This window comes from Myroides sp. N17-2, from assembly GCF_002286775.1.
In the GTDB taxonomy this organism is placed as follows: domain Bacteria; phylum Bacteroidota; class Bacteroidia; order Flavobacteriales; family Flavobacteriaceae; genus Flavobacterium.
Window position 1 is genome coordinate 1 of record NZ_NSGJ01000044.1, and the last position, 25,104, is coordinate 25,104.

Below are 25,104 nucleotides of genomic sequence, written 5' to 3' on the forward strand. Positions count from 1 at the left end.
TATACCAATAAAAACAAACAAGAAGTACTTGTATAGTTATCTTAGGATTATAAAAACAAGTGTACAGTTAAAAGTAGGATTATAAACAATAACTGTACAGCTATATTAGGACGAGACAAAGTGAGTCCATAGTGAGTCCATAATGAGTCCATAATGAGTCCATAGTGACTCCATTAAAACAAACTTTTTAATGGAGTCACTATGGATGCATAATGTTATTACTATAGATTAAATAGAATGAAGAGTGAAAGAGAATAAGATTTAAGGATATATATAAAGCTCAGTTAAGCTATAGTAATTACTTCGTTGATTATCTATTCTCTTTAATCAATTGACTAATCACCTCAGCATCTTCCGCAACCCCAAAGATTATTCCTGATTTGCGTTTGATCAACCAAGGGAAACCGAGGTAATACAGCCCCTTTTGAGGAGATACCCCATTGGTATGAATAGGAGTCCCTTTGTCTGATAATGCATTTGGGATCTGTAGATAATTAAACTTTGCTTGGTATCCAATAGCCCATAGTACCGTATCGATTTGAGAAAAGTCTAATGCTGTAATGTCACTTGCAGCAGTGAAGTTAAGATCAGCGATATCAGCTTCGTCTATTTCAATATTAGGGTACATATCTTCTTGATTAGTTTTGGCTAAATAAGTATCAACGATTGTTTTTAGTTTCTCAGAACCCTTATCTGCGAAGGCAATATGTTGCTTAATTTCATCGCTAAACTCAAAACCAACTTCTGAGGTAGTAAGCATTTTTCCTAAATGCGTTACGCCCATACGGTGTAGAGATTGTAGACTGACTGTATGCCCATAATGACCTACACCTGATACCTGAGGTTGCGTCTGTCTGCTGATCATTATATCTTCTAACTCATCTGTGCGGATATCCATTACCCTCATCATATTTAGCCATTCCATTACATCTTTACCTCTATATCTACGTGGCGAACGCGCTACATTACTTGTCGCCAGGTAGATGTGCCCTTTGTTGGTATAGTTGGTTTTGGCAAGCTCTTCTGCTATCTGTACACCCGATTGTCCGCTACCCACTATTAACACATTACCTGTTACTTGTGTAGGATTTTTATAATCTGCTATATTGATTTGTTTAATATGAGCAGGGATAGGATAATCAAATAAAGGATTTGTAGAATCACTCATTTGTCCTGAAGCAACTACTATTTGGTTAGCGGTTAGTTTAGTGTTTTTACTTTCTTGGCTAATAGTGATATCATACGTGTTGTTAGAGAAATGCACTGCTGTTACCTCCGTTTGTTCTATTATAGGCAATTCGTTTTCTTTCGCATAGTTTACTAAAGTAGCGATGTACTCTGCGTTGGTTTTAAACGCTTCTCTATCTTCATTAGGTGAGAGTGCCATACCAGGTAATAAATTCATCCAGTTTGGCGTGTTTAAAGTAAACGAATCCCAACGTTGGTTTACCCACGAGTTCGCTATTTGGTTTCTTTCTATGACGATATGATTGATGTTGCTTTGTTTTAATAAGTAGCTAATGGCTAATCCTGCTTGCCCTCCACCGATCACAATAACGTCATAATGTTGTTGATCTATCTGTCTCATTTGCTTTTGTTTTACTAATTTTGTGTAAAGGTATTCACAACAAGAAGCTTTGGATTAACGCAATCCATACTCTGTATAACGCAATGCAGACTTTATGAATAAACAACTGATAATAGAGAGAGATTTAATCGGACAACAATCCAATAGTATTCTTACTGAAGAAGTGAGAGAATTATCGGTGCCTGATAGTGAATCTAACTTTCTATTTGCCGAGAAGTCTTTCGATGGTGTGCAGGTTATCTCATGTGATTATGCTTTAGAGCGAAGTCAAGATTTATTAATCGATGTTCGCAACGATGCCTTGAAGATGCACTTCCGATTAGCAGGAGAGTCTAACTGCTACTGTGATGAACAGGGAGGTTTTGGGCTAAAGACAGGAGAGCACAGCCTGATGTTTCACAGTAACTGTGAGACTAAAGTTGTGATGAATCCTACTGTAGATAAAGGGAAGTTTATAGAAGTAATGATTACGAGAAGCTTATTTGAGCAGTTCTTCGAACAGGGAAATGACTTCCAAAAGCGTTTCTTAGACTTGGCTACTTCTAAGTCACACGTATGGACGGACCAAAGCTTAAAGATTACGCCTGAGATGTTCGCTATTCTTACTGATTTACAAAAAGATACTTATACAGGACATCTAAAGAAGTTGTATTTAGAAGCTAAGATGACGGAGCTAATGTTGCTACAAGTAGATGCTTTTGATAGGGTTAAAGCAAATGATACCTCTAAGTTTACTACCCAAGAGTTAGATAAAATACAATATGCCAAAGCCTTAATAGAACAACATATCCAAGAACCACTTACAGTACAACAGCTCAGTAGAGAAGTCGGTCTAAATATGAAAAAACTGACTACAGGGTTTAAAGCAGTGTTCCAAACAACTATCTTCGAATATGCTAAGAGCTACCGTATGCTTGAAGCAAAGAGATTATTACTTGACCACAAATGGTACGTAGGGGAAGTATCAGAGCACTTAGGATATAAGAATCCACAGCACTTTACGGTAGCGTTTAAGAAATACTACGGTGTGCTACCCAGCTTATTTAAGGGATAGATTAATCTCAAAGCCAATACCTCTAAGACTTGTGATACTGATAGCATCATCGTGTTGGAAGTACTTTCTAAGGCGAGTAACAAATACATCTAAGCTACGCCCATTAAAGTAATCTGCCGATGGCCATAACTTCTGTAGTATATCTTCACGTGAGATAATCATGCCATTAGAATCGATCAGTAGTAATAACAAATCTCTTTCTCGCTCTGTCAGTCTGATTGTCTCATTAGGATGAGTCAGTTTTAGTTGTACAGGATTAAAGGTATAACTACCTAATAGATATTGCTCTGTCTTTGGCTTTGCAGTTCGCTTGAGGATATTCTCTATGCGAAGCTTTAGTTCTTCAGGATCACACGTCTTAGAGATATAATCATCTGCTCCGAGCTTTAACCCCATTAGGCGATCTATATTTTGGTTCTTAGCCGTTAGGAATAAGAAAGGCAAAGTAGGCAATACCGTATTTATCTCTTTCGATAAGGTAAAGCCATCTTTAACAGGAAGCATAATATCTAATATTGCCAAGTCAAAGTGTTCTTCTATTACCGCATTAACTACCTTATCAGGGGTGCTAAACCACTTTACTTCAAAACCGCAGATACCTAAGTATTGCTGTATCACAGTGCCGTAGTCTATATCGTCTTCTACTAATAACAGTTTATACATAAGGGATCGTGATTTTAAAAGTAGTGCCTACTTGAGGAGTACTTATTATATTAATATTTCCGTTTAATGACTCTACGAGTTGCTGTACTTGGTATAGTCCGATGCCTAGCCCTGTCGTATTGTGTACATTACCTTCTCGGATTCTATAGAATTTCTTGAAGATATCTTTCTGTTTATCTTTCGCTATTCCCATTCCATTGTCTTTTATAGCGATATGGTATCTGTTGTTTGTAGATGTTATGGCGCATTCTACTTCAGTACCTCCATATTTAGCGCTATTCTCTATTATGTTTAGGAGTATGGTCTCTAACTTTGTTTTAGCGATAGATATCTCATCTGTAGTCTCCCACTTTAGAATAAATTGAACATCAGGATATAACGCACCTAAGTCTTCTATCATTTGTGTAGCATCTTCTTTTTTATAATTGCTTTCAGTACCTGATGGCACAGGGTTTAGGCTGTTCTGTAGTCGGTCTAATCGATCTACTTGACGAAGTAATAGCAGTACAGTAGGAGAGTCATATTCTTTTGATAGATTATTACATCCGTATTTAAGAGTTGCTATCGGCAGTTTAAATTCGTGAGATACGTTATCTACCATATTGTATAGATTAGTGACTTCTTTTTCTTTCTGTTTAATCGTGCGATAGGTGATGTAATACACTATAAGTAGCGATATGGCTACTACAGCAGTCAAAACAAGTAAAGGTAATAGTGATAGAAGAGCTATGCTTATGATATTTTTGATATCAATATATTGATTTTGATAGAGAGAGAAGTGATGTTTATACTCTTTTTGTTCCTCTCTTACATCAGTTCGTTCACTACTTTCTTGTACTTCCCAATTAGAAGTATTGGTTTTATATGATTTATCTACTTTACGAGAAGTTTGAAGTAAAGTTATTGGACTATCTAATAAATCTTTTTTTGGGTTATGTAACTTTAATTGAGACATATCGTACCTTACCGCTACCTCATATTTTTCATCAACAAATAAACTGTCAATCAAATGACTAAAATAAACTTCTCTAGATTTGAGTATTTCTTTGTTGAATTTCTTAAAACTATCTAACGTTCTATCCCCATGTACTACTTCAAGAAGCATTAAATATTGTTCGTTTTCTTTCTTGATGGTGAATTTATCTAATACACCTGACTCTTCGAGATTGTCTATTCGCGTATGTACTGTAGTTACTATCTCTTTACACTTTAATTGAAAAGCGTGATATATATAAGCTCCCATTATACCGATTAACAGTAGATAAGATACACAGAAGGCAAGTAGATAATATTTAAAGTTAAGCTTTTTCATATAAACAAAGATACTTTAAAACGGTTTTTATTCTATATTTAGGTTTGCTGTTAACCCTTCATTAACCGTTCGTTAACCACATTCGGAAGGCTGATGATACACCTTTGCTTAAAATTAAACAAATTATGGTACGTATACTTATTTTATGGAGCTTATTATTGTTGGGTGTTATCGCAAACGCTCAAACAATCGATACTACAATTAAAGGAAAAGTAGTGGATAGTAAGCAAGAACTCTTAGCTTTTGTAACAGTGGTAGCAAAGGATGCAGATGGCAAGGTGATTCAATCTGTTTATACTGATGAAGAGGGTAATTATGTAATAGAACCTAATGTATTGATTAGCCAAGTAGAGTTTAGTTATGTTGGTTTTCAATCCAAAGTAATAGGTATAGGTGGTGATTCATCTAAAGTAGAACTAACAGAAGATAATGCGGTATTAGATGAAGTGGTTATCACTGCTAAACGCCCAACGATAAAGAGAGAGATAGACCGATTAGTATTTAATGTACAAGATACACCACTGGCAACTACGAATGCTTGGGATATTCTAAAGCAGACACCCGGTGTGAATGCGATAGGAGATAATCTTAGTATAAGAGGTAGTCAGAGTATATTAGTTACCATTAATGACAAGAAAGTAATGCTTACAGGAGAACAGTTAAAAGAGATGCTTGAGGCAACCGATGGTACACAGGTAGAGGCAGTGGAGGTTATCACTAATCCACCAGCTAAGTATGAGGCTCAGGGAAATGCTGTACTAAATATTAAGCTTAAAAAGAATGTCAGTTTAGGGTACAAAGGGAGTATTACAGATCGCTTTAAACAAACTACTTATGCGTATAACACACTGAGTACACAACATATGTATTCAGGCGAGAAGATAAATCTATCGGGGAGTTATTCTTTTGGGAAGGGAGAGACAGTAAGATATAATGAGGACAATGTAATCTATGAGAATGGGGATAGATGGAGTAGTGTGATGACTCGTAAAAATAAAATGAGAGGTCGTCATAACTTTCAGGCAGAGATGGACGTGAAGGTCGATAGTACATTGACTTTAACAGTGGGTGGTAATGGGTATATCAATACAAAAACTAAAGGAGATTATGTTATCCCTACATTAATCTATACTAAAGACAATATAGTAGAGTCTAACTATACGACGTTTAATCAGAAGCGTGCTAATATGGATACATACACAGGGTATTTTATGTTAGACAAGAAGTTTAGTAAAGAGAAGAAGTTATTATGGTCATCTTACTTTACGTATGACAATCAAAAAGACAACCAAGATGTACTAACTGAGCTTAACTTTAAAGATCAAGTACCTACTGAACGCTTTTTTGCAACGAAAGACAAATCGCGTACACGATTAGCGGTGTCAGGTATAGACTATTCTATAGATAAAGAAACAACCAAATGGGAGTTAGGAGGGAAGTACAGCATCGTGAAAGCCTTGTATTCATTAGACTTCTTTGAAAACAAAGACGGAGGATATAACAAGGACAAGAGCAATAACTATGAATATCAAGAGATTAATTGGGCAGGGTACACGTCATTTACTAAACAGTGGGATAAATGGCAAGTAAAAGCAGGGCTGAGAGGCGAGTATACAGGTATACAGACTAATAGTAGTGGAGTAGGAAGTAATACACAGTCTTACTTTAAGTTGTTTCCTACAGCTTATTTGAAGTATGATCTAACAGAACAAGAACAATTGAGTTTTTCATATGGAAAGCGTATTGACAGACCATCATATTCATGGATGAACCCTGCGAAGAGCTACTATAATCTATTCTCATACTTCCAAGGAGACCCAGATTTAAAACCAACTATCAGTCATAATTTTAGTTTAAGTTATAATTGGAATCAGTTAAACATTGAACTGTTCTATAATCGTGAGAGCAATCCATCTATGGAAATCTCTTATCAAGAACCTGAAAATAATATGTTAATCTATCACTATACGAATATAGATAAACGACAGTTAGCAGGGATGATCGTAAACTATTCTCATCAGATTTTACCTATATGGTCAGTAAGTCCATTTCTTTATTTACAACAGCAGGAAGATTATTATTTCGGAGTAGATAAGAAGTTATATAAGAATGATGCTTTAATATTTGGAGGGCGACTAAGTACTTCTGTTGATATTGATAAGAAGAGTAATTGGAAAGCAATGTTAACTTATAACTTTTATACCCCTACTGTACAAGGAACTTTTAGAATAAGTGGCTATCAGCGTACGGACTTTATCATGAGTAGAGAGTTCTTAAAGAATAAACTATCTGCTAACCTATATGTATATAACATATTCGGTAGCGATAGACAGATTATCAGTACGAATTATGCAAATCAAAATAACTACTTTAAAGATTATAGCGATACACAAGGTTTTGCTGTTTCTCTGAAGTATAATTTAGGAAATCAAAAGGTGAAATACAGTAGCAAAGAGATAGATATGCAGGAAAAAAATAGGCTTTAGTATAAGATTACTATTAGTTAACGGTTTGTTAATAATCCTTTGAATTCTTAAATCTAATAATGACAATTTCTTTACGTGTTCAAAATCAACAGGTAATAATGAAGGAATAGTTTTGACTTCATCAATCAACCTAGTTAATAACGTAATGAAGAAAAAATTACACTTAGCAGGACTTGTATGCGCTACATTATTTAGCGCACAAGTTTTCGCTCAAACTACACAAGCTTCTATTCAAGGAATTGTATTACAAGATAATGCTATCCAACAAGGTAAAGAAGTCTTAATCAAGAACACATCGACGGGGTTTACTACTCGTACGAAAACAAATGCAAATGGAGAGTTTGTATTTAAAGAAATACCATTAGGTGGACCTTATATCGTTATCACACAAGATGAAGCAGGTGTAGAGTTTAAAAAAACCGGATACTATGTCAACCAAGGGGACAATGTATTTGTTGACCTTGTAATAGGGGTAGAAGATCAGCACTTAGAAGAAATTGTGATTGATGGTAAGAGCTTAATGAATAAAAGAGAGTCATTAGGAGCAGCGACTACATTCACAGCAAGTACAATTAAAAACTTACCGATTAATGGGCGTAACTTCTCTAATCTTACAGACTTATCACCGTTATCTAATGGTGGATCAGTAGGAGGGCAGTTAGGTTCTTCAGTTAACTTCACGATAGATGGTACTACAGCTAAGAACCCTACATCAGCTGGGGCGACTACAAGTAGAAGTGGTGCACCATATTCTGTATCGATGGAAGCGGTACGCGAGTTTCAAGTAGTGACTAATCAATATGATGTGACATTAGGACGTAGTGGAGGAGGTACAGTAAGTGCTGTGACTAAGTCTGGTACTAATGAGTTCACAGGTTCGATGTTCTCTTATATGCGTGCTGATTGGTTATCTAGTCCATATGATATCAATGGAAATAAAAAGGGAAATGCGGATTATTCTACTTATCAGTATGGTCTATCTTTAGGAGGGCCTATTATTAAGGATAAATTACACTACTTCGTAGCGTGGGATCATCAGTTAGATACACGATCTCTTATTATCGCTGATATTAAAGGACCTGAGGATGAAGATAGATATGGTATTACTAATCAGACTTTAGATAAGTTCGTTGGTATCGCACGTGATAAGTATGGGGTGTCTAATAACCCCCAATATGGAACGTTCAACAAACGTAGAAACTCTGATGCTGCATTCTTGCGTTTAGATTGGCAGATTAATGAGAACAACTTATTGACAGTGCGTAATAACCTTACGTATGACTATAACCCAATGGGGTTAGCTGATAATACTCAGATCAACTTATATGAGTCTTATGGTACAGATAAAAGTATTGATAACAGTGTGCTAGCAACTTTGAGAACGAATATCAGTCCTCAACTTACGAATGAACTAAAAGTACAATATCTATACACATTCCAAGATAGTCAGCAAGGTCCTGAATTAGGAGGAGAGTATATCCCACGTGCCATCGTAGAGAACGTGACTTCTAATGTAGGGGGGGGAGTACGCTCAGCGAATCTTCAGTTAGGAGGACACCGTTTTGCACAAGAGAAGTTTACAAATAACGTGTTTCAGATAGTTAATAACCTGTATTATACGACAGATAAGGTTAACTATACGTTCGGGGTAGACGTAATGCAGACGAATGCAAAATCAGTTTATGGAAGTGAAGTGAACGGACGTTTTCACTTTAATACAGATCCTACTCTAGGGTATTCTTCTATGGATAGCTTTGAGAATCTTAGACCTTATAGATACTATAGAGAAGTACCTCTAGTAGATGACTTGACAGTAGACGGTAATATCTTAAACGCAGGTCTTTATGGACAAATGAAGACTACGCTTGCTGCTGGATTTGATATGACACTAGGGCTTCGTTTAGATTATGCGAAGTATCCTACAGCTAAGTTTAACCAGTTAGTATATGATGAACTAGGGTTAAATACAAATAATAAACTTAACTCATTAATTGTTCAGCCGCGTATTCAGTTTGATTGGAATATCAACGAGAATAATACAGATTATATCCGTTTAGGTGGAGGTATCTTTGGATCGGATATTAATAATTATGCAATGATTAACAACCTAACATTTGACGGTAGTAAGTTAGCTACTGTTGATGTTATGGGAGCTGATGTACCTACGCCAGACTTTAATGCATATAGAAAAGATCAGAATGCTATACCTAGTTTAACTCAACATCAGTTAAGCACAATTAACTTTACAGGGAAAGATGCTAAAGTACCGATGGTGTATAAAGCGAATATCTCTTATACACACTTCTTTAGCAGTAAGTTTAAGGTGAGTGCTACGGGGTATATGAACTTAGCTCGTAATAACTACTTCTATAAAGATAGAAATATGGTAGATAATCCATTCTTTACTTTAGATAATGAAGGAGGAAGAGGTGTATTCGTTCCTGCTGAGACGATGTTAGCAAATGGAGCATCAGATTGGAAACAAGGTAGAAAGACAGATAAGTTAGGACGTGTACTAGAACTAGTGAGTGAAGGGAAAGTGAATAACTACGCTTTAGTATTTGATACGAATTATAACTATTATAAAGATGGACAGATAGCAGTAAGTTACACTTGGAACTCTACTAAGGACAATACTTCTTATAATGGTAACGTGGCTAACTCTGCTACATTAGGTCTACCTGTAGCAAGTGATCCGAGAGATTTGAGCAAGATGAGTTACTCAGATAATCACTTTAGACATAAGTTAGTGGTTTATGGTAATGCACCTAGTTTCTACGGAGTGAATGTAGGTGTTCGTTTTTCAGGAATAGGGGGTACTAGATATAGTTTATTATCAGGAGGTAATACTAATGGTGACTTCGTGAGCGGTAGTAATGACTTAGCGTATGTTTTTGATATCAATGACGCTAAGACACCACAACATATTAAGGATGGACTACAAGCTATCTTAGATAACCCAGAAGTAAGCAAGAGCTTAAAGAATTATATTGAAGATAGCTATGGTAAAGTAGCTGAGCGCAATGGTGGTAAGAATGGTTTCTTTGGAGTATTTGACTTACGTGTTGCGAAGACATTTACAGTGAAAGGGAAACATAGATTCGAAGTGTCGGCAGATATCTTTAACGTTGCAAACTTATTGAGTAAAGATTGGGGAGTGAATAAATCTATGAGAACGCAGTCACTTTATGCTTTAGGAGTTCCTAAGAAAGGTGATGTAGCAGCACTACCAGGTTTTGATAAGAATAAACAAGAGTTTAACTATAGAGTGAATACTAAAGGTACTCCTGTCAATAGAGGTACGCCATACCAAATACAGTTAGGAGTTAAGTATAGCTTTAATTAAGAACATTATTACAATTTTATAAGGTTAATTATTTTGTGTAGAAAGATAGCTCGAGAGGGCTATCTTTTTTTATGACTATTAATCTACCTCATTTTTAAACCAACTACAGTCTGCTTTAATGACTAATTTCATTCTGTTTAGGATATATTATTCTCGTTTAAATGTTTTCTGCTGATTTGAGGTATGATACTTTCCGTAATAGTGGCATAATGCGCTTAAATGTTGTAATTTTAACAGTTAAATGTTTGAATATGGAATTTGATTACTTTGACAAGATTAGGAAGATTAGAACTGGTATTCGTTTTTACAGTGAGCTATTAATAGAGGCTTCGTGGAATATGTGGAATATCAAGACTAGGGTTGGTATCTTTTTCTTTTCATTGCTTGCAGCTTTAGCAGGGACTTATTTTTTGTCCCCCGATGTTTTTACAGAGGCACAACGCTATACGATGTTTATTTTGATATTCTCTATATTGCTATGGGCGACAGAAGCTATACCTCCCTTTGCAGTAGGGATTATGATTATAGGATTTCTAGTCTATACGATGGGGAATATGCAAGGAGCAACTATTTCTCCACAGGAAATATCCGCCACTTGGTCAGATAGTGTTATCTGGATATTCTTAGGAGGATTCTTTTTAAGTGAGGGAATGCGAAAGACCAATCTCGACTTGTCGTTGTTTAAGAAGACAATCTCTATTTTTGGCTCTAATCCAAATACATTAGTGTTGGGAATTATTATCGTTACCTCTATATTATCCTTGATTATTTCTAATACCGCTACGGCAGCGATGGTATTAGCGTCTGTGATGCCACTTATAGATAGAGAGGGGAAAGACTCATTGATGTCAAAAGCTATACTGATAAGTATCCCTGCGGCAGCTACCTTTGCGGGTATGATGAGTATGGTATCAAGCCCACCTAACTTGATCGTGGTAAACGTGTTAAAGTCAAAAGGATTTGACGTAACCTTTACACAATGGTTATTACTAGGTTTTGTACCTGCAGTAGTATTGCTAGCAGCCTTTTGGTATGCAGTAGTACGCAAGTATACTTCTAAAGTAAAAGGATTAGATGTATCATTTGCTAATAAGGCATTAGATATGACTAATAATATGCGATTACAGCGTCTAGCTGTTATTGTGATTTTAACAGTGACAGTATTAATGTGGATGTTAGGTAGTAGATATCACATCCCTACAGCAGGGGCAGCGATGGTTCCTATCGTGTTCTTGCCGATGTTAGGAATTATTACAGCAGAAGATGTGCGTAGATTACCGTGGGATACGTTAATGTTAGTAGCAGGAGGTTTATCTCTAGGGATGGCTATTAAAGAATTATTAGCACCCTATTACTCACAGTTTTTAGCAGGGATGGAGTTTAATATGATAGTGATGATGATTATATTCGCAGTAGTTACTGTCTTGTTCTCTAATATTATGAGTAGTACCGCTACAGCCACTATTGTGATAAATATAGCAGCTATCGTATTGCCTTCTGAGCAGTTATTACCTGTTGGTCTAGTAGTAGGTTTATGTTCTTCTTGTGGATTATTCTTACCTGTTTCTACACCGCCTAATGCTATTGTGTTCGGTACGGGAATGCTGAAACAGAAAGACTTTACCCTCGGGGGGATGTTCGGTGCTGTATTAGGAACAACAATTATTATTCTATGGGTACTGTTCTTACAATACTTCACAGGATTCTTCGAAAGTATATAAACATTGATAAATAATAAAAGGCGTGTTCAATCAGAACACGCCTTTTTGCTTAAAATAATCTATTTGTATGAAATTAGATCCTCTCAGGAAAGTTGGTAATGATACCGTCTACTTTCAATTCTTTTAGCGCTTTGATGTCACTAGGCTCATTTACAGTCCAAGGGTAAATCTTTAGATTAGCTTGTTTGATTTTGCTAACGTTCTCTGTATTTAGCTTTTTGAAGTAAGGGTTGATAGCTACAGCTTTTACTTTATGTGCAAACTCGATAGCATCAGCAGGTTCTTTCTCTGTTAATACAGCGATGTCTATAGCCTTATTTGCTTTGCGCATTAATTCTAACTCATCCCATCTAAAACTAGAGATAATGAAGTTAGCATCTGTCCATCCTTTTTTCTTAAATGCTTCTATTACTTTAGCTGTAGGTTCTGCTGTCTTAGTACCTTTTAGCTCTATATTTAATACAGCCTTTTTATCTATTGCTTCGATGATTTCTTCTAATGTAGGGATAAGGTATTTCTCATCTACTAGTAGCTTCTTTAATTCAGCCTTAGTATAGTCTTCTATTTTACCTTTACCATTCGTTTTGCGTTCTAAGTTGTCATCGTGGAACACCATAAGAGCACCTTCTTTCACTGTGAATACATCTATCTCGATTACATCACATTTCATCTCTACAGCTTTCTTGATAGACTCTACTGTATTCTCAGTTATATGTCCCATAGCACCTCTGTGTCCTATGCGTAGAACGTTATTATCTTGTGCAAATGTTATTGAGCTCATTGCTAAACATAGTATTAAGAGCCTTTTTTGAAATTTCATAATCTTGTGTTTTAATATTGAAACAAATATGGTTGTTTTATATTATTTCATCTTTACCTTAAGATTATGGTAATGTAAAGATTAGTTGATCACATGATTACAGACCTCATTATAAAGGTGAAATTTCCAAAACTATTCGGCTAGTTATAAAAATAAAGATATAAAAAAAGCTGCTCATTTCTGAACAGCTTTATTCTATTATTTTACTGGTGTACCGAATAAGTCAAACTCATAAGCACTATCAATGTGAATATCTGCAAACTCACCTATCTTAAGGTAGTGTTGTGTAGCATCTATTCTCACTTCGTTATCTACATCCGGGCTATCAAACTCTGTACGTCCGATAAACTCAGTTCCTTCTTTTCTATCAATCACACAACGCAATGTTTGTCCAACTTTCTCTTGGTTTAAGTCAAAAGATATTTGCGCTTGGATCTCCATGATTTCGTTAGCACGTTGTTGTTTTACTTCTTCAGGAACATTGTCTTCTAAAGAATAAGCGTGTGTGTTCTCTTCGTGAGAGTAAGCAAAACATCCAAGACGTTCGAACTTCATCTCCTGCACCCAATCTTTCATGATTTGGAAATCCTCTTCAGTCTCTCCTGGGTAACCTACGATTAGTGTAGTACGGATAGTCATTCCTGGTACAGCTTCTCTAAATTCTTTTAATAACTTAGTAGTCTTCGCTTGTGTAGTACCACGACGCATAGACTTTAAGATATTATCAGAGATATGCTGTAGTGGAATATCTAAGTAATTACAGATCTTAGGTTCTTTCTTCATTAACTCTAATACATCCATAGGGAATCCTGTAGGGAATGCATAGTGAAGACGGATCCATTCGATACCTTCTACTTTAGCAAGGTTCTCTAGTAACTCTGCTAAGTTTCTTTTTTTGTATAAATCTAATCCGTAGTAAGTCAAATCTTGAGCAATCAAGATTAGTTCCTTCACTCCGTTTTTAGCTAATCCTTCTGCTTCTTTTACTAACTTCTCGATAGGTTGAGATACGTGAGCACCTCTCATTAATGGAATAGCACAGAAACTACAAGGACGGTCACATCCTTCAGCGATCTTAAGGTAAGCGTAGTTCTTAGGAGTAGTTGTCAGACGTTCTCCTAATAATTCGTGTTTATAGTCAGCACCTAATGCTTTTAATAATAAAGGCAAATCAGTAGTACCGAAATATTGGTCTACATTAGGGATTTCAGCTTCTAAATCAGGTCTATAACGTTCAGATAAACATCCAGTAACGAAGACTTTGTCAACAATACCTTCCTCTTTTTTCTCTACGTACTCAAGGATCGTGTTTACAGACTCTGCTTTTGCATTATTGATAAAACCACAAGTATTGATAACTACAATATTCGCTTCATCAGTAGCAGCTTCGTGTGTTACATCTTTTCCGCTCGCTTTTAATTGTCCCATTAACACTTCACTATCGTAAACGTTCTTAGAACAACCTAAAGTAATTACGTTGATTTTATTCTTTTTTAAAGTTTTGGTTCTCATTGATTTAAAAAAATTGGACTGCAAAATTACATCTTTTTTAGCTAGAAAGCATATGCTTTAGTATAATTATGTGAATCACAGCATTTAATTATAAGCATTCTGTTTTAACGAATACCTAAAAGAATCACCTGCAAGCAAAAAAGAAGGCCTCTTTTTTTATTTTAGGAATATAAAGGAGCCTCTTTGAGCTCAAAATAAGTATTTAGGATAGTCTTTTTTTTATAAAAACCTCCTTTTAAGGTGTATATAGAAAGATATTCGAAAAATGGAATACATTTTTTTTGATGTAATTAATGTGTAATGTGTTTGTAATTAATGTTTTAAGTGTTTTTTATTAAATCACCACTATTTCTATAACGTCTCTCAATCCCAGTGAGAGTCAGTACCCATACTAAGTTACTCGACAATTCCTCGAGTATTAGCCGTAAATGCTCGGTCTGAGAAAGATTATGCGAGCAAAGGTTCTCGTATTGATAGGTGACTTTCGAATAGGTGAACATCGTGATTAAATAGTAGATGAATTTTAGCTAGAAGAAGAGAGATGAACTATTATTTATGTGTAATGATTATGATCGTGTGAAATGTGGTATATTTATTTGTAATATGTTAAAGAGGTGGTGTTATGTTGAGGTAGGGGATGGTTGAATAATGACCATAGGGACTAAGGGGTAAGTGACTTTTATACTTAATAGAACAGTAAAAACACAAAAAAAGGTTGCCAAATAAATGACAACCTCTTGATATGGGTAGTATATATTGTTCTTAGAACAATACTCTTATTATAATCTAAAGATACCTCCGAATGCGATAACTGTCTGACCGAACCAGAAGTTGTGCATCGCTTTATCTGCTTTATCTGAAGTAGTACGTACATCATACATATCTATGTATCCACCTTTAAGTTCTGCTTGAACGAAGAAGTGCTTAAAGAATGTAACGTTAAGACCTGCTTTAGCAGAGAAACCTAATCCTGCTACGTGGAACTCATCATATCTTTCTTTACCTAATAACTTTGTATTCGTTTTTGGGAAAACTAAACCAAAACCTACACCTTCAGTAAGGTTAATTTGTACTTTATCTGTATTCCATAATCCGAATAATTTAGAGATATCGTCTACACGGTTGATCTCTGTGTTGATGTAGTTTAATCCATCTGTGTGCTCGAATGTAAGGAATTCTTCAGTTAAGTTAACTTTACCTGGTTCGCCTGGTATTGTCTCTCCATAGCTTCCTTGACCTGGGTAGTATCCTGAAATATTTACAGTTTTATTTTGGTCCATTACATATTTCATGTGATCTACTCCGATAGAGATATTATATTTATCACTGATGAAATAACCTACTCTCAAGTTAGTCTGAGGAATAGTCATACGTCCTGGATTAATATAATCTACGTGCCATCCTTTAGGTTTATCAGATGCCTGTACATCTTTTATAGTGAAGTCATAATCGTCTCCTCTAAATCTGATGTCAGAATTAGTAAAGTAACCACGGTTACCACCCCAGTAAATATAGAATTTACCTTTATTAGAATCTGTGTAACGCAAAGGCGTAGTAACAGCTTCTTGAGCAAAACTTGTAGCTGTCGCAAACAAGCACAATGCTGAGAATAGTTTAAAAATACTCTTCATTTATATCTGTTTTATTATGTATTGTTAATTGAACTGCAAATGTATAATAAAAAAATCTCTTTACTGGTTTATCCAATAAAGAGATTAAGTACTAAAACTTCTAATAAAACTTAGAAGTTGATATTGTATGTTAAACTGACAAAGTTGTCTGTTGTTTTGATATTAGCAGCTTGATAAGGATTAGGTCCAGTAGTGTCTACTAGATAAGTTTTATACGACTGATGTGCTCTGTTATAAGATAAATCTAAACGAGAACTACCAAATGTATATCCTATACCAGCAGAGAAACTGTTAAGATCCCCATACATTTTGAACTCATCTTTATAAGGACTCTGTTCGAAACGATATCCAGCTCTTAAACTCACTTGTTTGATTAAGTATTCTCCACCGATACGCACAGAACTTGAACCTTGCATCATTACATTTATGCCATCGTTCATTAAATTGTATGTACCATCACTTGTAGGTCTAAACTCATTATTACTATAGTCTTTATAAGTATAGTCCACACTGATCAATCCTTTGTCCTTAAATATGTAGGCTAAACTTCCGGTATATTTAGAAGGTGTTCTAAGTCTATAACTGTCAAATACATTCACTACTCTAGGGAATAGTACTGTATTAGTATCATCTACACGTGAAGTACTTATACCTTGTGTCGATTCATCTTTAAGTGAATACCATGTTGGTGATTCGTAAGAAAGACCAGCTCTTAATGATTCCGTTACTTTAGCAATAGCTCCTAGGTTAAATGAGAATCCAGTACCATAGGTATATACTTCATTAAAGTATCCCATGCTACTGATCGATCCTTTAGCACCTGGGTTAACTATACTTTCAGCAGCAGAACTAGTCTGTGTGTAATCGACTACATGCACATTAAGATTAGCTCCTACATAAAAACGATCTCCTAACTGAGCAGCGAAGTTACCAGAGAATTTACTAGTAAAACCACTATTGCTTAAATATCTAGCTTGTTGATATTGGCTATTTCTATTATAGTTAGCTTCATAAGTTCCTTCTTTAGCTCCCGTGTTTATCAAATAAGATTCATGTGCTAGATAAGCCTGTTGTCCTGCAAAGCCTGCATTATAACCTGCGTCTATATAATCTTGTTCTGCTGAAGGACCTTTAGGATATGCAACATTATGTGGTATAGCTGCACCATTTGCCATGTCTAGAAAGTAATCTCCTAAACTTTTGTCTCTATTTAATCCACCGAATTTGATGTCGTTTCTTAGGTTCTTAGTGCTTTCATAATTCAGTCCGATAGTGAACTTCTTCATTGTAGCACTTTCTTGATAATTATTAAACACAAAAACAGCTCCCATCTGACCTAAGTCAAGACCGTTATAGTTCTTAGAAGTTTCATTGCCATAATAGTTAGCTTTATTACTCTTGGCTAAATAAGATGCACTAAATGCTGCTGTATTATAGGTAAAGATAGCACCACCAGCAGGGTTAATACTCAATGCTGATAAGTCACCACCCACAGCCCCGAAGGCCCCGCTCATACCTCTAAATCTAGCCGTACCGTTTAGATCTGATTGATTATATCTCATCACATCTGTTGGTGTAGCTTCCTGAGCATAAGCTCCTGCAGATAGTAAGATAGCACTTACTAATGTATAAAAATGTCTATTCATCGTTTACTGTCTTGTTTACTTATATATATTATCTACTATAGCTACTGCGTGAACTTCCTCCTGATGAACTACTTCTAGATCCTCCACTGTAACTAGATCCACTACTACCACGTGAGTATGAAGAAGATGATGATGGAGTAGAGTAAGAACTTCTACTATACGAACTTCTAGAGCTGTTATTCGAACTATTGTTCGAAGAATTATTATAACGAGAACTATTGTTATAAGAATTGTTACTGCTATTGTTGTTATAAGAAGAACGTGAATAAGAACTTCTAGAGCTATTATTCGAAGAATTGTTACCAGAGTAATTATTATTACCAGAGTAACTACTTCTAGAGTATGCTGATCTACCTCCAGTAGAATAGTTATCTCCTCTACCAGAGTAGCTACTTCTAGAGTAAGAGTTACCTCTATATCCGTTGTTGTTATTATTATATGATGATCTAGAGTATCCAGATCTACCACCATTATGATATACTACATTATTATAGTGATTGTTTCGGTAAGGGTAGTATCCGCCATAATATGGATATCCGTATCCATATCCGTAGTAACCTCCCCAAGGGCGGCCATAGTATCCACCTCACCAGCCCCAGCCTACGCTGATGCCAAAGCCACCTCCCCAGTAGAATGGATCATAGTAACTACCATAATATCCTCCATAGTAAGGATAGCCATAACCGTAACCATAATAAGAAGAACCGTAGTATCCATTATTATAAAAGTTGACATTAATACTACTCGGTTCACTTCCCCAAGAGCCATATGAAACAGCTTGTTTAGGTTTGTGTTGTATAACGCTATCGTTGACAGGTGAAGTATACTGATTTACGTCTGTGAAGTATTCCATGTCATTACTTTTCGACTTGAAGTACTCCTCATAGTAATTTCTATCAGGATTTTGATCGTTGCGATTAGGTTGTGTGTTTCCACTTTGACTATACACACCGTCATTATAAGAGGTATTATAGTACGAACCACAAGAAACAGTTAGTCCTCCTATAAGTAAAAACATTCCGATTTTACTTAGTATTTTCGAAGTTTGGATAATTGTTTTCATTTCGTTGTTTTTTTAATTGTCGGTCAAAACAAATTTAGTTAGTTTTGTGGAATTATTATAGTTAATTAAGAGTTAAACAATTTTAACTGCTAATGTATTAAAAATGAGCAAGAATATTACTAAAAGAAGTGAGGATTACTCTAAATGGTACAATGAATTAGTTGTCAAAGCAGATTTGGCAGAGAATTCAGGTGTACGTGGATGTATGGTTATCAAACCTTACGGATATGCTATCTGGGAGAAGATGCAAGCAGAGTTAGACAAGAAATTTAAAGAAACTGGTCACCAAAATGCTTATTTCCCCTTGTTTATCCCCAAATCTTATTTTAGTAAGGAGGCAAGTCACGTAGATGGATTTGCTAAGGAGTGTGCAGTAGTGACTCATTACCGATTAAGAACAGCAGAGGATGGAAAGACTATCGAAGTAGATCCAGATGCAAGGTTAGAGGAGGAGTTAATCGTACGTCCTACATCAGAAACAATTATTTGGGATACATATAGAAAATGGATTGAGTCATACCGTGACTTACCTATCTTAGTGAATCAATGGGCGAACGTAGTTCGTTGGGAGATGAGGACTCGTTTGTTCTTAAGAACAGCTGAGTTTTTATGGCAAGAAGGACATACAGCACATGCTACTGAGAAAGAAGCTGTAGCTGAGGCAGAACAAATGTTAGACGTGTATGCAGATTTCGCTGAGAACTTTATGGCTATTCCGGTAGTTAAAGGATTCAAGACTGAGAATGAGCGTTTCGCTGGAGCGATAGAAACATACTGTATTGAAGCATTAATGCAGGATGGTAAAGCGTTACAAGCGGGTACATCACATTTCTTAGGACAGAACTTTGCTAAGGCATTTGACGTTAAGTTTACTTCTCAAGAAGGTAAACAAGAACATGTATGGGCTACTTCATGGGGAGTTAGTACACGATTAATGGGAGCATTAGTTATGACACACTCTGATGATAATGGATTGGTATTACCACCGAACTTAGCACCTATACAAGTAGTAATCGTTCCTATTCACAAAACTGACGAACAGTTAGAAGCTATTCGTGAAGAGGTGAAAAAGATTACAGATAGATTTAAGAAGTTAAATATATCGTTCAAATTTGATGATCGTACAACTTTTAAACCAGGTTGGAAATTCAATGAATATGAATTGAAGGGAGTACCTGTGCGTATAGCTGTAGGCCCTAAAGATTTAGAGAACGGTACATTTGAGGTAGCACGTCGTGATACATTTACAAAAGAAGTAGTCGCTAAAGAAGGAATCGTAGAATATGTTCAAGATTTATTAGAGACTATTCAGAAAGATCTTTTTGATAGAGCATACCAATATAGAGCTGATCATATGACAGAAGTAAATTCTTTTGAAGAATTTAAAGAAGTTTTAGATGGTAAAGGAGGATTTGTTTCTGCACATTGGGATGGTACTGTTGAGACAGAAGAAAAGATTAAAGAGCTTACTAAAGCTACAATTCGCTGTATTCCAATTGATAGAAAAGAGGAAGAGGGAATCTGTGTGTTTACAGGGAAGCCATCAAAGGGAAGAGTATTATTTGCTAAAGCATATTAATTTCGATTTTTTTTGTTTTTCTCTTGCGGGATAAAAAATTTATTGTAGTTTTGCATCCGCATTAGAGAAACAAATGGTCCGTTCGTCTAGGGGTTAGGACGCCAGGTTTTCATCCTGGTAACAGGGGTTCGATTCCCCTACGGACTACAAGGTTCTCTTTTAAGAGAATTTTCTAATGCAAGTTGGTCCGTTCGTCTAGGGGTTAGGACGCCAGGTTTTCATCCTGGTAACAGGGGTTCGATTCCCCTACGGACTACAGTTCTTTGAATAAAATATATAGATAATTTAATGGTCCGTTCGTCTAGGGGTTAGGACGCCAGGTTTTCATCCTGGTAACAGGGGTTCGATTCCCCTACGGACTACAGATTCTTTTATAGGAGTTTATACATTATAATTATTGGTCCGTTCGTCTAGGGGTTAGGACGCCAGGTTTTCATCCTGGTAACAGGGGTTCGATTCCCCTACGGACTACAGATTCTCTTTATGAGAGTTTATATATTTTAAAACAACGGTCCGTTCGTCTAGGGGTTAGGACGCCAGGTTTTCATCCTGGTAACAGGGGTTCGATTCCCCTACGGACTACAAATCTCTTTTTATTAGAGAAAAAATGATTATATTTACGGTCCGTTCGTCTAGGGGTTAGGACGCCAGGTTTTCATCCTGGTAACAGGGGTTCGATTCCCCTACGGACTACAAGAGAAAAATAGTATAGACTTAATAAAATATTTAAGAAATGGCAAATCATAAGTCAGCTTTAAAAAGAATTAGAAGTAACGAAAAGAAAAGAGTGTTAAACAGATATCAGCATAAAACAACTCGTAATGCTATCAAAGCTTTACGTTTGATCGAAGATCAAAAAGATGCTGCTGTTAAATTACCATTAGTAGTGTCAATGATTGATAAATTAGCTAAGAAAAATATCATTCATGACAACAAAGCTTCTAACTTGAAATCAAAATTAACAAAACACGTTGCTGCTTTATAGTATTATAGAGACAACGATTTGGTTTGTAAGTAAAAAAATATCAAGCTCTCAATATCTGAGAGCTTTTTTTGTTGATATTATTTGTTTTAAAATGAATATATTTGCAACGCGAAAAGAGAATTAATTTTTTAAAATCCCTATATGACACCAATTAGGAATATTGCTATTATAGCACACGTTGACCACGGTAAAACTACTATGGTTGATAAAATTTTACACCACTGTCAATTATTTCGTGAGAATGAAAGCACAGGAGAATTGATTTTAGACAACGAAGATATCGAAAGAGAAAGAGGAATTACTATTGTTTCTAAGAACGTTTCGGTAAGCTATAAAGGAACAAAAATTAATATTATCGATACCCCAGGTCACGCGGATTTTGGTGGTGAAGTAGAACGTGTATTGAACATGGCTGATGGTGTTCTTTTGATTGTAGATGCTTTCGAAGGACCTATGCCTCAAACTCGTTTCGTACTTCAAAAAGCGATTAGTTTAGGTTTAAAACCTTGTGTGGTAGTAAACAAAGTTGACAAAGAAAACTGTACTCCAGAAGAAGTACATGAGAAAGTGTTTGACTTAATGTTTGAACTTGGAGCAGAAGAATGGCAGATGGATTTCCCAGCTGTATACGGATCTGCTAAGAACAACTGGATGTCTAATGATTGGAAACAACCAACAGACTCTTTTGAACCATTATTAGATATGGTTTTAGAGCACATTCCAGCTGCTGAAATGAAAGAAGGAACTCCTCAAATGTTGATTACATCGTTAGATTTCTCTACATTCACAGGACGTATTGCTATTGGTCGTTTACATAGAGGTGTTTTAAAAGAAGGAATGAATATTTCTTTAGTTAAGAGAGACGGGAAAATCGTTAAATCTAAAATTAAAGAATTACAAACATTCGAAGGTTTAGGACGTATGAAAGTTAGTGAAGTACACGCAGGTGATATCTGTGCTGTAGTTGGTATCGAAGGATTTGAGATCGGTGACGTTATCGCTGACTTCGAAAACCCAGAAGCATTACCAACTATTACTATCGATGAGCCTACAATGAGTATGTTATTTACTATTAATGACTCTCCATTCTTCGGTAAAGAAGGTAAATACGTTACATCAAGACACATCAAGGATCGTTTAGCTAAAGAGTTAGAGAAAAACTTAGCTCTACGTGTAAACGAAACTGATAGTGCTGATAAATTTATGGTATTCGGACGTGGTGTATTGCACTTATCTGTATTGATTGAGACAATGCGTCGTGAAGGATACGAGTTACAAATCGGACAGCCACAAGTTATCATCAAAGAAATCGATGGTAAAAAATGTGAGCCTATCGAGGAGTTAACTATTGACATTCCTGAAAACTTATCTGGACGTGCTGTAGAGTATGTTTCTTTAAGAAAAGGAGAAATGTTAAGTATGGAACCTAAAGGTGAACGTATGATCATTAAATTCTTAATCCCTTCAAGAGGTATTATTGGTTTAAGAAATCAATTGTTAACAGCTACTGCTGGTGAGGCTATTATGTCACACCGTTTCTTAGAGTACCAACCGTACAAAGGTGAAATCGCTGGACGTAACAATGGTTCGTTAATCTCTATGGAGAATGGTAAAGCTATTCCTTACTCTATCGATAAATTACAAGATCGTGGTAAATTCTTCGTTAACGCGAATGATGAGATTTATGAAGGTCAAGTTATCGGTGAGAACTCTCGTAGTGATGATATGTGTATTAACGTAACTAAGGCTAAAAAACAGTCTAACGTTCGTTCTTCTGGAAATGATGAAAAAGCGAGAATCATCCCTCCAATCATTTTCTCATTAGAGGAAGCTTTAGAGTACATCCAAAAAGATGAGTACGTTGAGGTAACTCCAAAATCTTTACGTTTAAGAAAAATCTTCTTAAAAGAGACAGATCGTAAACGTAATACTATCAAATAATAATTGTATTATTTTATATATTAAAGAAAGCCGACCATTCGTGGTCGGCTTTTTTTGTTTGTGAAAGGACTTATAAGATTGTTGGTTTAGATACTATCTTTTTGTATATTTCAAGCAATTATCACATGTAGAAGTCTTTTTTTGACTTAAATAGGCAATTCTCTGTAAGTAGTAGAATTGTGTACTTTGGAATAAAATTCAAAAGAAAATAGGTAAAAAAACAGAAATTAAATAGATGTGATGAGAGTAATTAGGCAATAGAAGTATAGTTTTTGAGAGAATGATAATTTTATTTTTGTCTATTAAAAGTCTGAAATATTATTAAATTTGTAATTTGTATTAGAAAACACAACCTTAGGTTATAAATATGGCAAAGTTCGAATTGAAATTACCCAAAATGGGAGAGAGTGTTGCAGAGGCAACAATTACAAACTGGTTGAAGAATGTAGGGGATCATATTGACGCTGATGAAACAGTATTAGAAATCGCTACTGATAAAGTGGATAGTGAAGTTCCATCAGAGGTTGAAGGAACTTTGGTAGAAATATTATTTCAAGTAGATGATGTTGTTCAAGTAGGACAAACTATCGCTATTATAGAAACAGAAGGTGGTGCAGCTGCTCCAGCTCCAGCAAAGACTAGTGCTCCTGCGGAAGCTAAAGTTGTTGCAGAAGCAGTAACAGCAGCGCAAGATACAGTATCAACTCCAGTAGACTTCTCTGACTCTGAGAAATTCTTTTCTCCTTTAGTAAAGAATATCGCAAAAGAAGAAGGTGTTTCATTAGCTGAATTAGAAGCTATCGTTGGAACAGGAAAAGATGCAAGAGTTACTAAAAATGATATTTTAGAATACGTAAAAAATAGAGGTAACCAACCTCAAGCAGTTGCTGCAAAAGTAGAGGCTTCTAAAGCTGCTGCTCCTGCTGCACAGACTGCTACTAAAGTGGCACCAGTATCTGTGAACGGTGCTGACGAAATCGTAGAGATGGATCGTATGCGTAAGCTTATAGCTGGGTATATGGTTAAGTCTGTTCAGACTTCTGCTCACGTACAGTCATTCATCGAAGTAGACGTTACGAATATCGTTAACTGGAGAAATAAAGTAAAAAACTCATTCGAGAAGAGAGAAGGGGAGAAATTAACATTCACGCCTATCTTTATGGAAGCTGTTGCGAAAGCATTAAAAGACTTCCCAGGAATGAATATTTCTGTTGAAGGTGATTATATCATTAAGAAAAAGAATATTAACTTAGGTATGGCTGCTGCATTACCAAACGGAAACTTAATTGTACCAGTTATTAAAAATGCTGATCAATTAAACTTAGTAGGTATGGCTAAAGCTGTAAACGACCTAGGTAACCGTGCTAAAGCTGGTAAATTAAAACCGGACGATACACAAGGTAGTACATATACAGTAACTAACGTAGGTACATTCGGAAGTGTATTCGGTACGCCGATTATCAACCAACCAGAGGTAGGTATCCTTGCTTTAGGTGCTATTCGTAAAGTGCCTGCAGTTATCGAAACTCCTGAAGGAGACTTTATCGGTATCCGTCAGAAGATGTTCTTATCTCACAGTTATGACCACAGAGTAGTAGATGGAGCATTAGGAGGACAATTCGTTCAGAGAGTAGCTCAAATACTAGAAGCATTTGATCCAAATAGAGAAGTATAATTCTTTATTATCATAAATTAATTAAACGGTTTCACTTTAGTGAGACCGTTTTTTTTATATCTTGTTTATAAACTAAAATAGA

The 25,104-nt window shown here is 35.8% G+C and carries 16 protein-coding genes and 6 tRNA genes; 14 read left to right on the plus strand and 8 right to left on the minus strand.

What is annotated here, in order from left to right; genetic code table 11:
* Positions 1 to 310: 310 nt before the first annotated feature.
* Positions 311 to 1,588, minus strand: coding sequence for an NAD(P)-binding domain-containing protein (locus tag CF599_RS15735; protein WP_121966940.1), 1,278 nt, complete (start codon positions 1,586 to 1,588; stop codon positions 311 to 313).
* Positions 1,589 to 1,682: 94 nt separating this feature from the next.
* On the opposite strand from CF599_RS15735, the gene CF599_RS15740 reads away from it, so the two are divergent.
* Positions 1,683 to 2,642, plus strand: a complete 960-nt coding sequence (locus tag CF599_RS15740) for a helix-turn-helix transcriptional regulator (protein WP_121966941.1) — start codon at positions 1,683 to 1,685, stop codon at positions 2,640 to 2,642.
* Here CF599_RS15740 and CF599_RS15745 read toward each other — a convergent pair.
* Together CF599_RS15745 and CF599_RS15750 are read right to left on the minus strand one after the other, a co-directional pair.
* Entirely contained in the window at positions 2,628 to 3,305 is a 678-nt protein-coding gene (locus CF599_RS15745; RefSeq protein WP_121966942.1) for a response regulator transcription factor, read from the minus strand. The two genes, CF599_RS15740 and CF599_RS15745, sit on opposite strands and share 15 nt — an antisense overlap.
* A complete protein-coding gene (locus CF599_RS15750; protein ID WP_121966943.1) occupies positions 3,298 to 4,617 on the minus strand; it encodes an ATP-binding protein in 1,320 nt (439 codons plus the stop codon). Before CF599_RS15750 ends, CF599_RS15745 begins: the two co-directional genes overlap by 8 nt.
* Positions 4,618 to 4,742: 125 nt before the next feature.
* Between CF599_RS15750 and CF599_RS15755 the strand changes: the two genes are divergently transcribed.
* The 3 genes from CF599_RS15755 (at position 4,743) to CF599_RS15765 (ending at position 12,170) form a co-directional block, all read left to right on the plus strand.
* On the plus strand, positions 4,743 to 7,103 hold the full coding sequence (locus CF599_RS15755; RefSeq protein WP_121966944.1) for a TonB-dependent receptor: 2,361 nt from the start codon (positions 4,743 to 4,745) through the stop codon (positions 7,101 to 7,103).
* A 145-nt stretch (positions 7,104 to 7,248) separates the two neighbouring features.
* Entirely contained in the window at positions 7,249 to 10,449 is a 3,201-nt protein-coding gene (locus tag CF599_RS15760) for a TonB-dependent receptor (protein WP_121966945.1), read from the plus strand.
* 251 nt (positions 10,450 to 10,700) lie between these two features.
* A complete protein-coding gene (locus CF599_RS15765) occupies positions 10,701 to 12,170 on the plus strand; it encodes a DASS family sodium-coupled anion symporter (RefSeq protein WP_121966946.1) in 1,470 nt (489 codons plus the stop codon).
* Positions 12,171 to 12,243: 73 nt separating this feature from the next.
* Here the strand turns inward: CF599_RS15765 and CF599_RS15770 are convergent, their stop codons facing one another.
* The 5 genes from CF599_RS15770 to CF599_RS19955 all read right to left on the minus strand — a co-directional run bounded on the left by CF599_RS15770 (position 12,244) and on the right by CF599_RS19955 (position 18,842).
* Positions 12,244 to 12,990, minus strand: coding sequence for a glycerophosphodiester phosphodiesterase family protein (locus CF599_RS15770; protein ID WP_121966947.1), 747 nt, complete (start codon positions 12,988 to 12,990; stop codon positions 12,244 to 12,246).
* A gap of 198 nt (positions 12,991 to 13,188) precedes the next feature.
* On the minus strand, positions 13,189 to 14,502 hold the full coding sequence (gene rimO, locus CF599_RS15775; RefSeq protein WP_121966948.1) for a 30S ribosomal protein S12 methylthiotransferase RimO: 1,314 nt from the start codon (positions 14,500 to 14,502) through the stop codon (positions 13,189 to 13,191).
* A gap of 779 nt (positions 14,503 to 15,281) precedes the next feature.
* A complete protein-coding gene (locus tag CF599_RS15780) occupies positions 15,282 to 16,133 on the minus strand; it encodes a hypothetical protein (protein ID WP_121966949.1) in 852 nt (283 codons plus the stop codon).
* A 110-nt stretch (positions 16,134 to 16,243) separates the two neighbouring features.
* Positions 16,244 to 17,779, minus strand: coding sequence for an OmpP1/FadL family transporter (locus CF599_RS15785; protein ID WP_121966950.1), 1,536 nt, complete (start codon positions 17,777 to 17,779; stop codon positions 16,244 to 16,246).
* Between the two features lie 586 nt (positions 17,780 to 18,365).
* Positions 18,366 to 18,842, minus strand: coding sequence for a hypothetical protein (locus CF599_RS19955; RefSeq protein ID WP_254050334.1), 477 nt, complete (start codon positions 18,840 to 18,842; stop codon positions 18,366 to 18,368).
* Positions 18,843 to 18,945: 103 nt separating this feature from the next.
* Here CF599_RS19955 and proS point away from each other — a divergent pair, with 103 nt between their 5' ends.
* The 10 genes from proS (at position 18,946) to CF599_RS15840 (ending at position 25,022) form a co-directional block, all read left to right on the plus strand.
* Positions 18,946 to 20,421 (plus strand): proline--tRNA ligase, encoded by a 1,476-nt coding sequence (gene proS, locus CF599_RS15795; protein WP_121966951.1) that lies wholly within the window; start codon positions 18,946 to 18,948, stop codon positions 20,419 to 20,421.
* 75 nt (positions 20,422 to 20,496) lie between these two features.
* Positions 20,497 to 20,568, plus strand: a tRNA-Glu gene (locus CF599_RS15800).
* 37 nt (positions 20,569 to 20,605) lie between these two features.
* Positions 20,606 to 20,677: transfer RNA gene (locus CF599_RS15805), tRNA-Glu, on the plus strand.
* A gap of 34 nt (positions 20,678 to 20,711) precedes the next feature.
* Positions 20,712 to 20,783, plus strand: a tRNA-Glu gene (locus CF599_RS15810).
* A 37-nt stretch (positions 20,784 to 20,820) separates the two neighbouring features.
* Positions 20,821 to 20,892 (plus strand) — tRNA-Glu (locus CF599_RS15815).
* 39 nt (positions 20,893 to 20,931) lie between these two features.
* Positions 20,932 to 21,003, plus strand: a tRNA-Glu gene (locus CF599_RS15820).
* Between the two features lie 39 nt (positions 21,004 to 21,042).
* Positions 21,043 to 21,114 (plus strand) — tRNA-Glu (locus CF599_RS15825).
* Between the two features lie 40 nt (positions 21,115 to 21,154).
* Entirely contained in the window at positions 21,155 to 21,406 is a 252-nt protein-coding gene (rpsT, locus tag CF599_RS15830; protein ID WP_121966952.1) for a 30S ribosomal protein S20, read from the plus strand.
* A gap of 141 nt (positions 21,407 to 21,547) precedes the next feature.
* A complete protein-coding gene (gene typA / locus CF599_RS15835; RefSeq protein ID WP_121966953.1) occupies positions 21,548 to 23,347 on the plus strand; it encodes a translational GTPase TypA in 1,800 nt (599 codons plus the stop codon).
* 367 nt (positions 23,348 to 23,714) lie between these two features.
* Positions 23,715 to 25,022 carry a dihydrolipoamide acetyltransferase family protein gene (locus tag CF599_RS15840; RefSeq protein WP_121966954.1) on the plus strand — a complete coding sequence of 436 codons (1,308 nt, stop codon included), beginning with the start codon at positions 23,715 to 23,717 and terminating at the stop codon, positions 25,020 to 25,022.
* Positions 25,023 to 25,104: the final 82 nt, after the last annotated feature.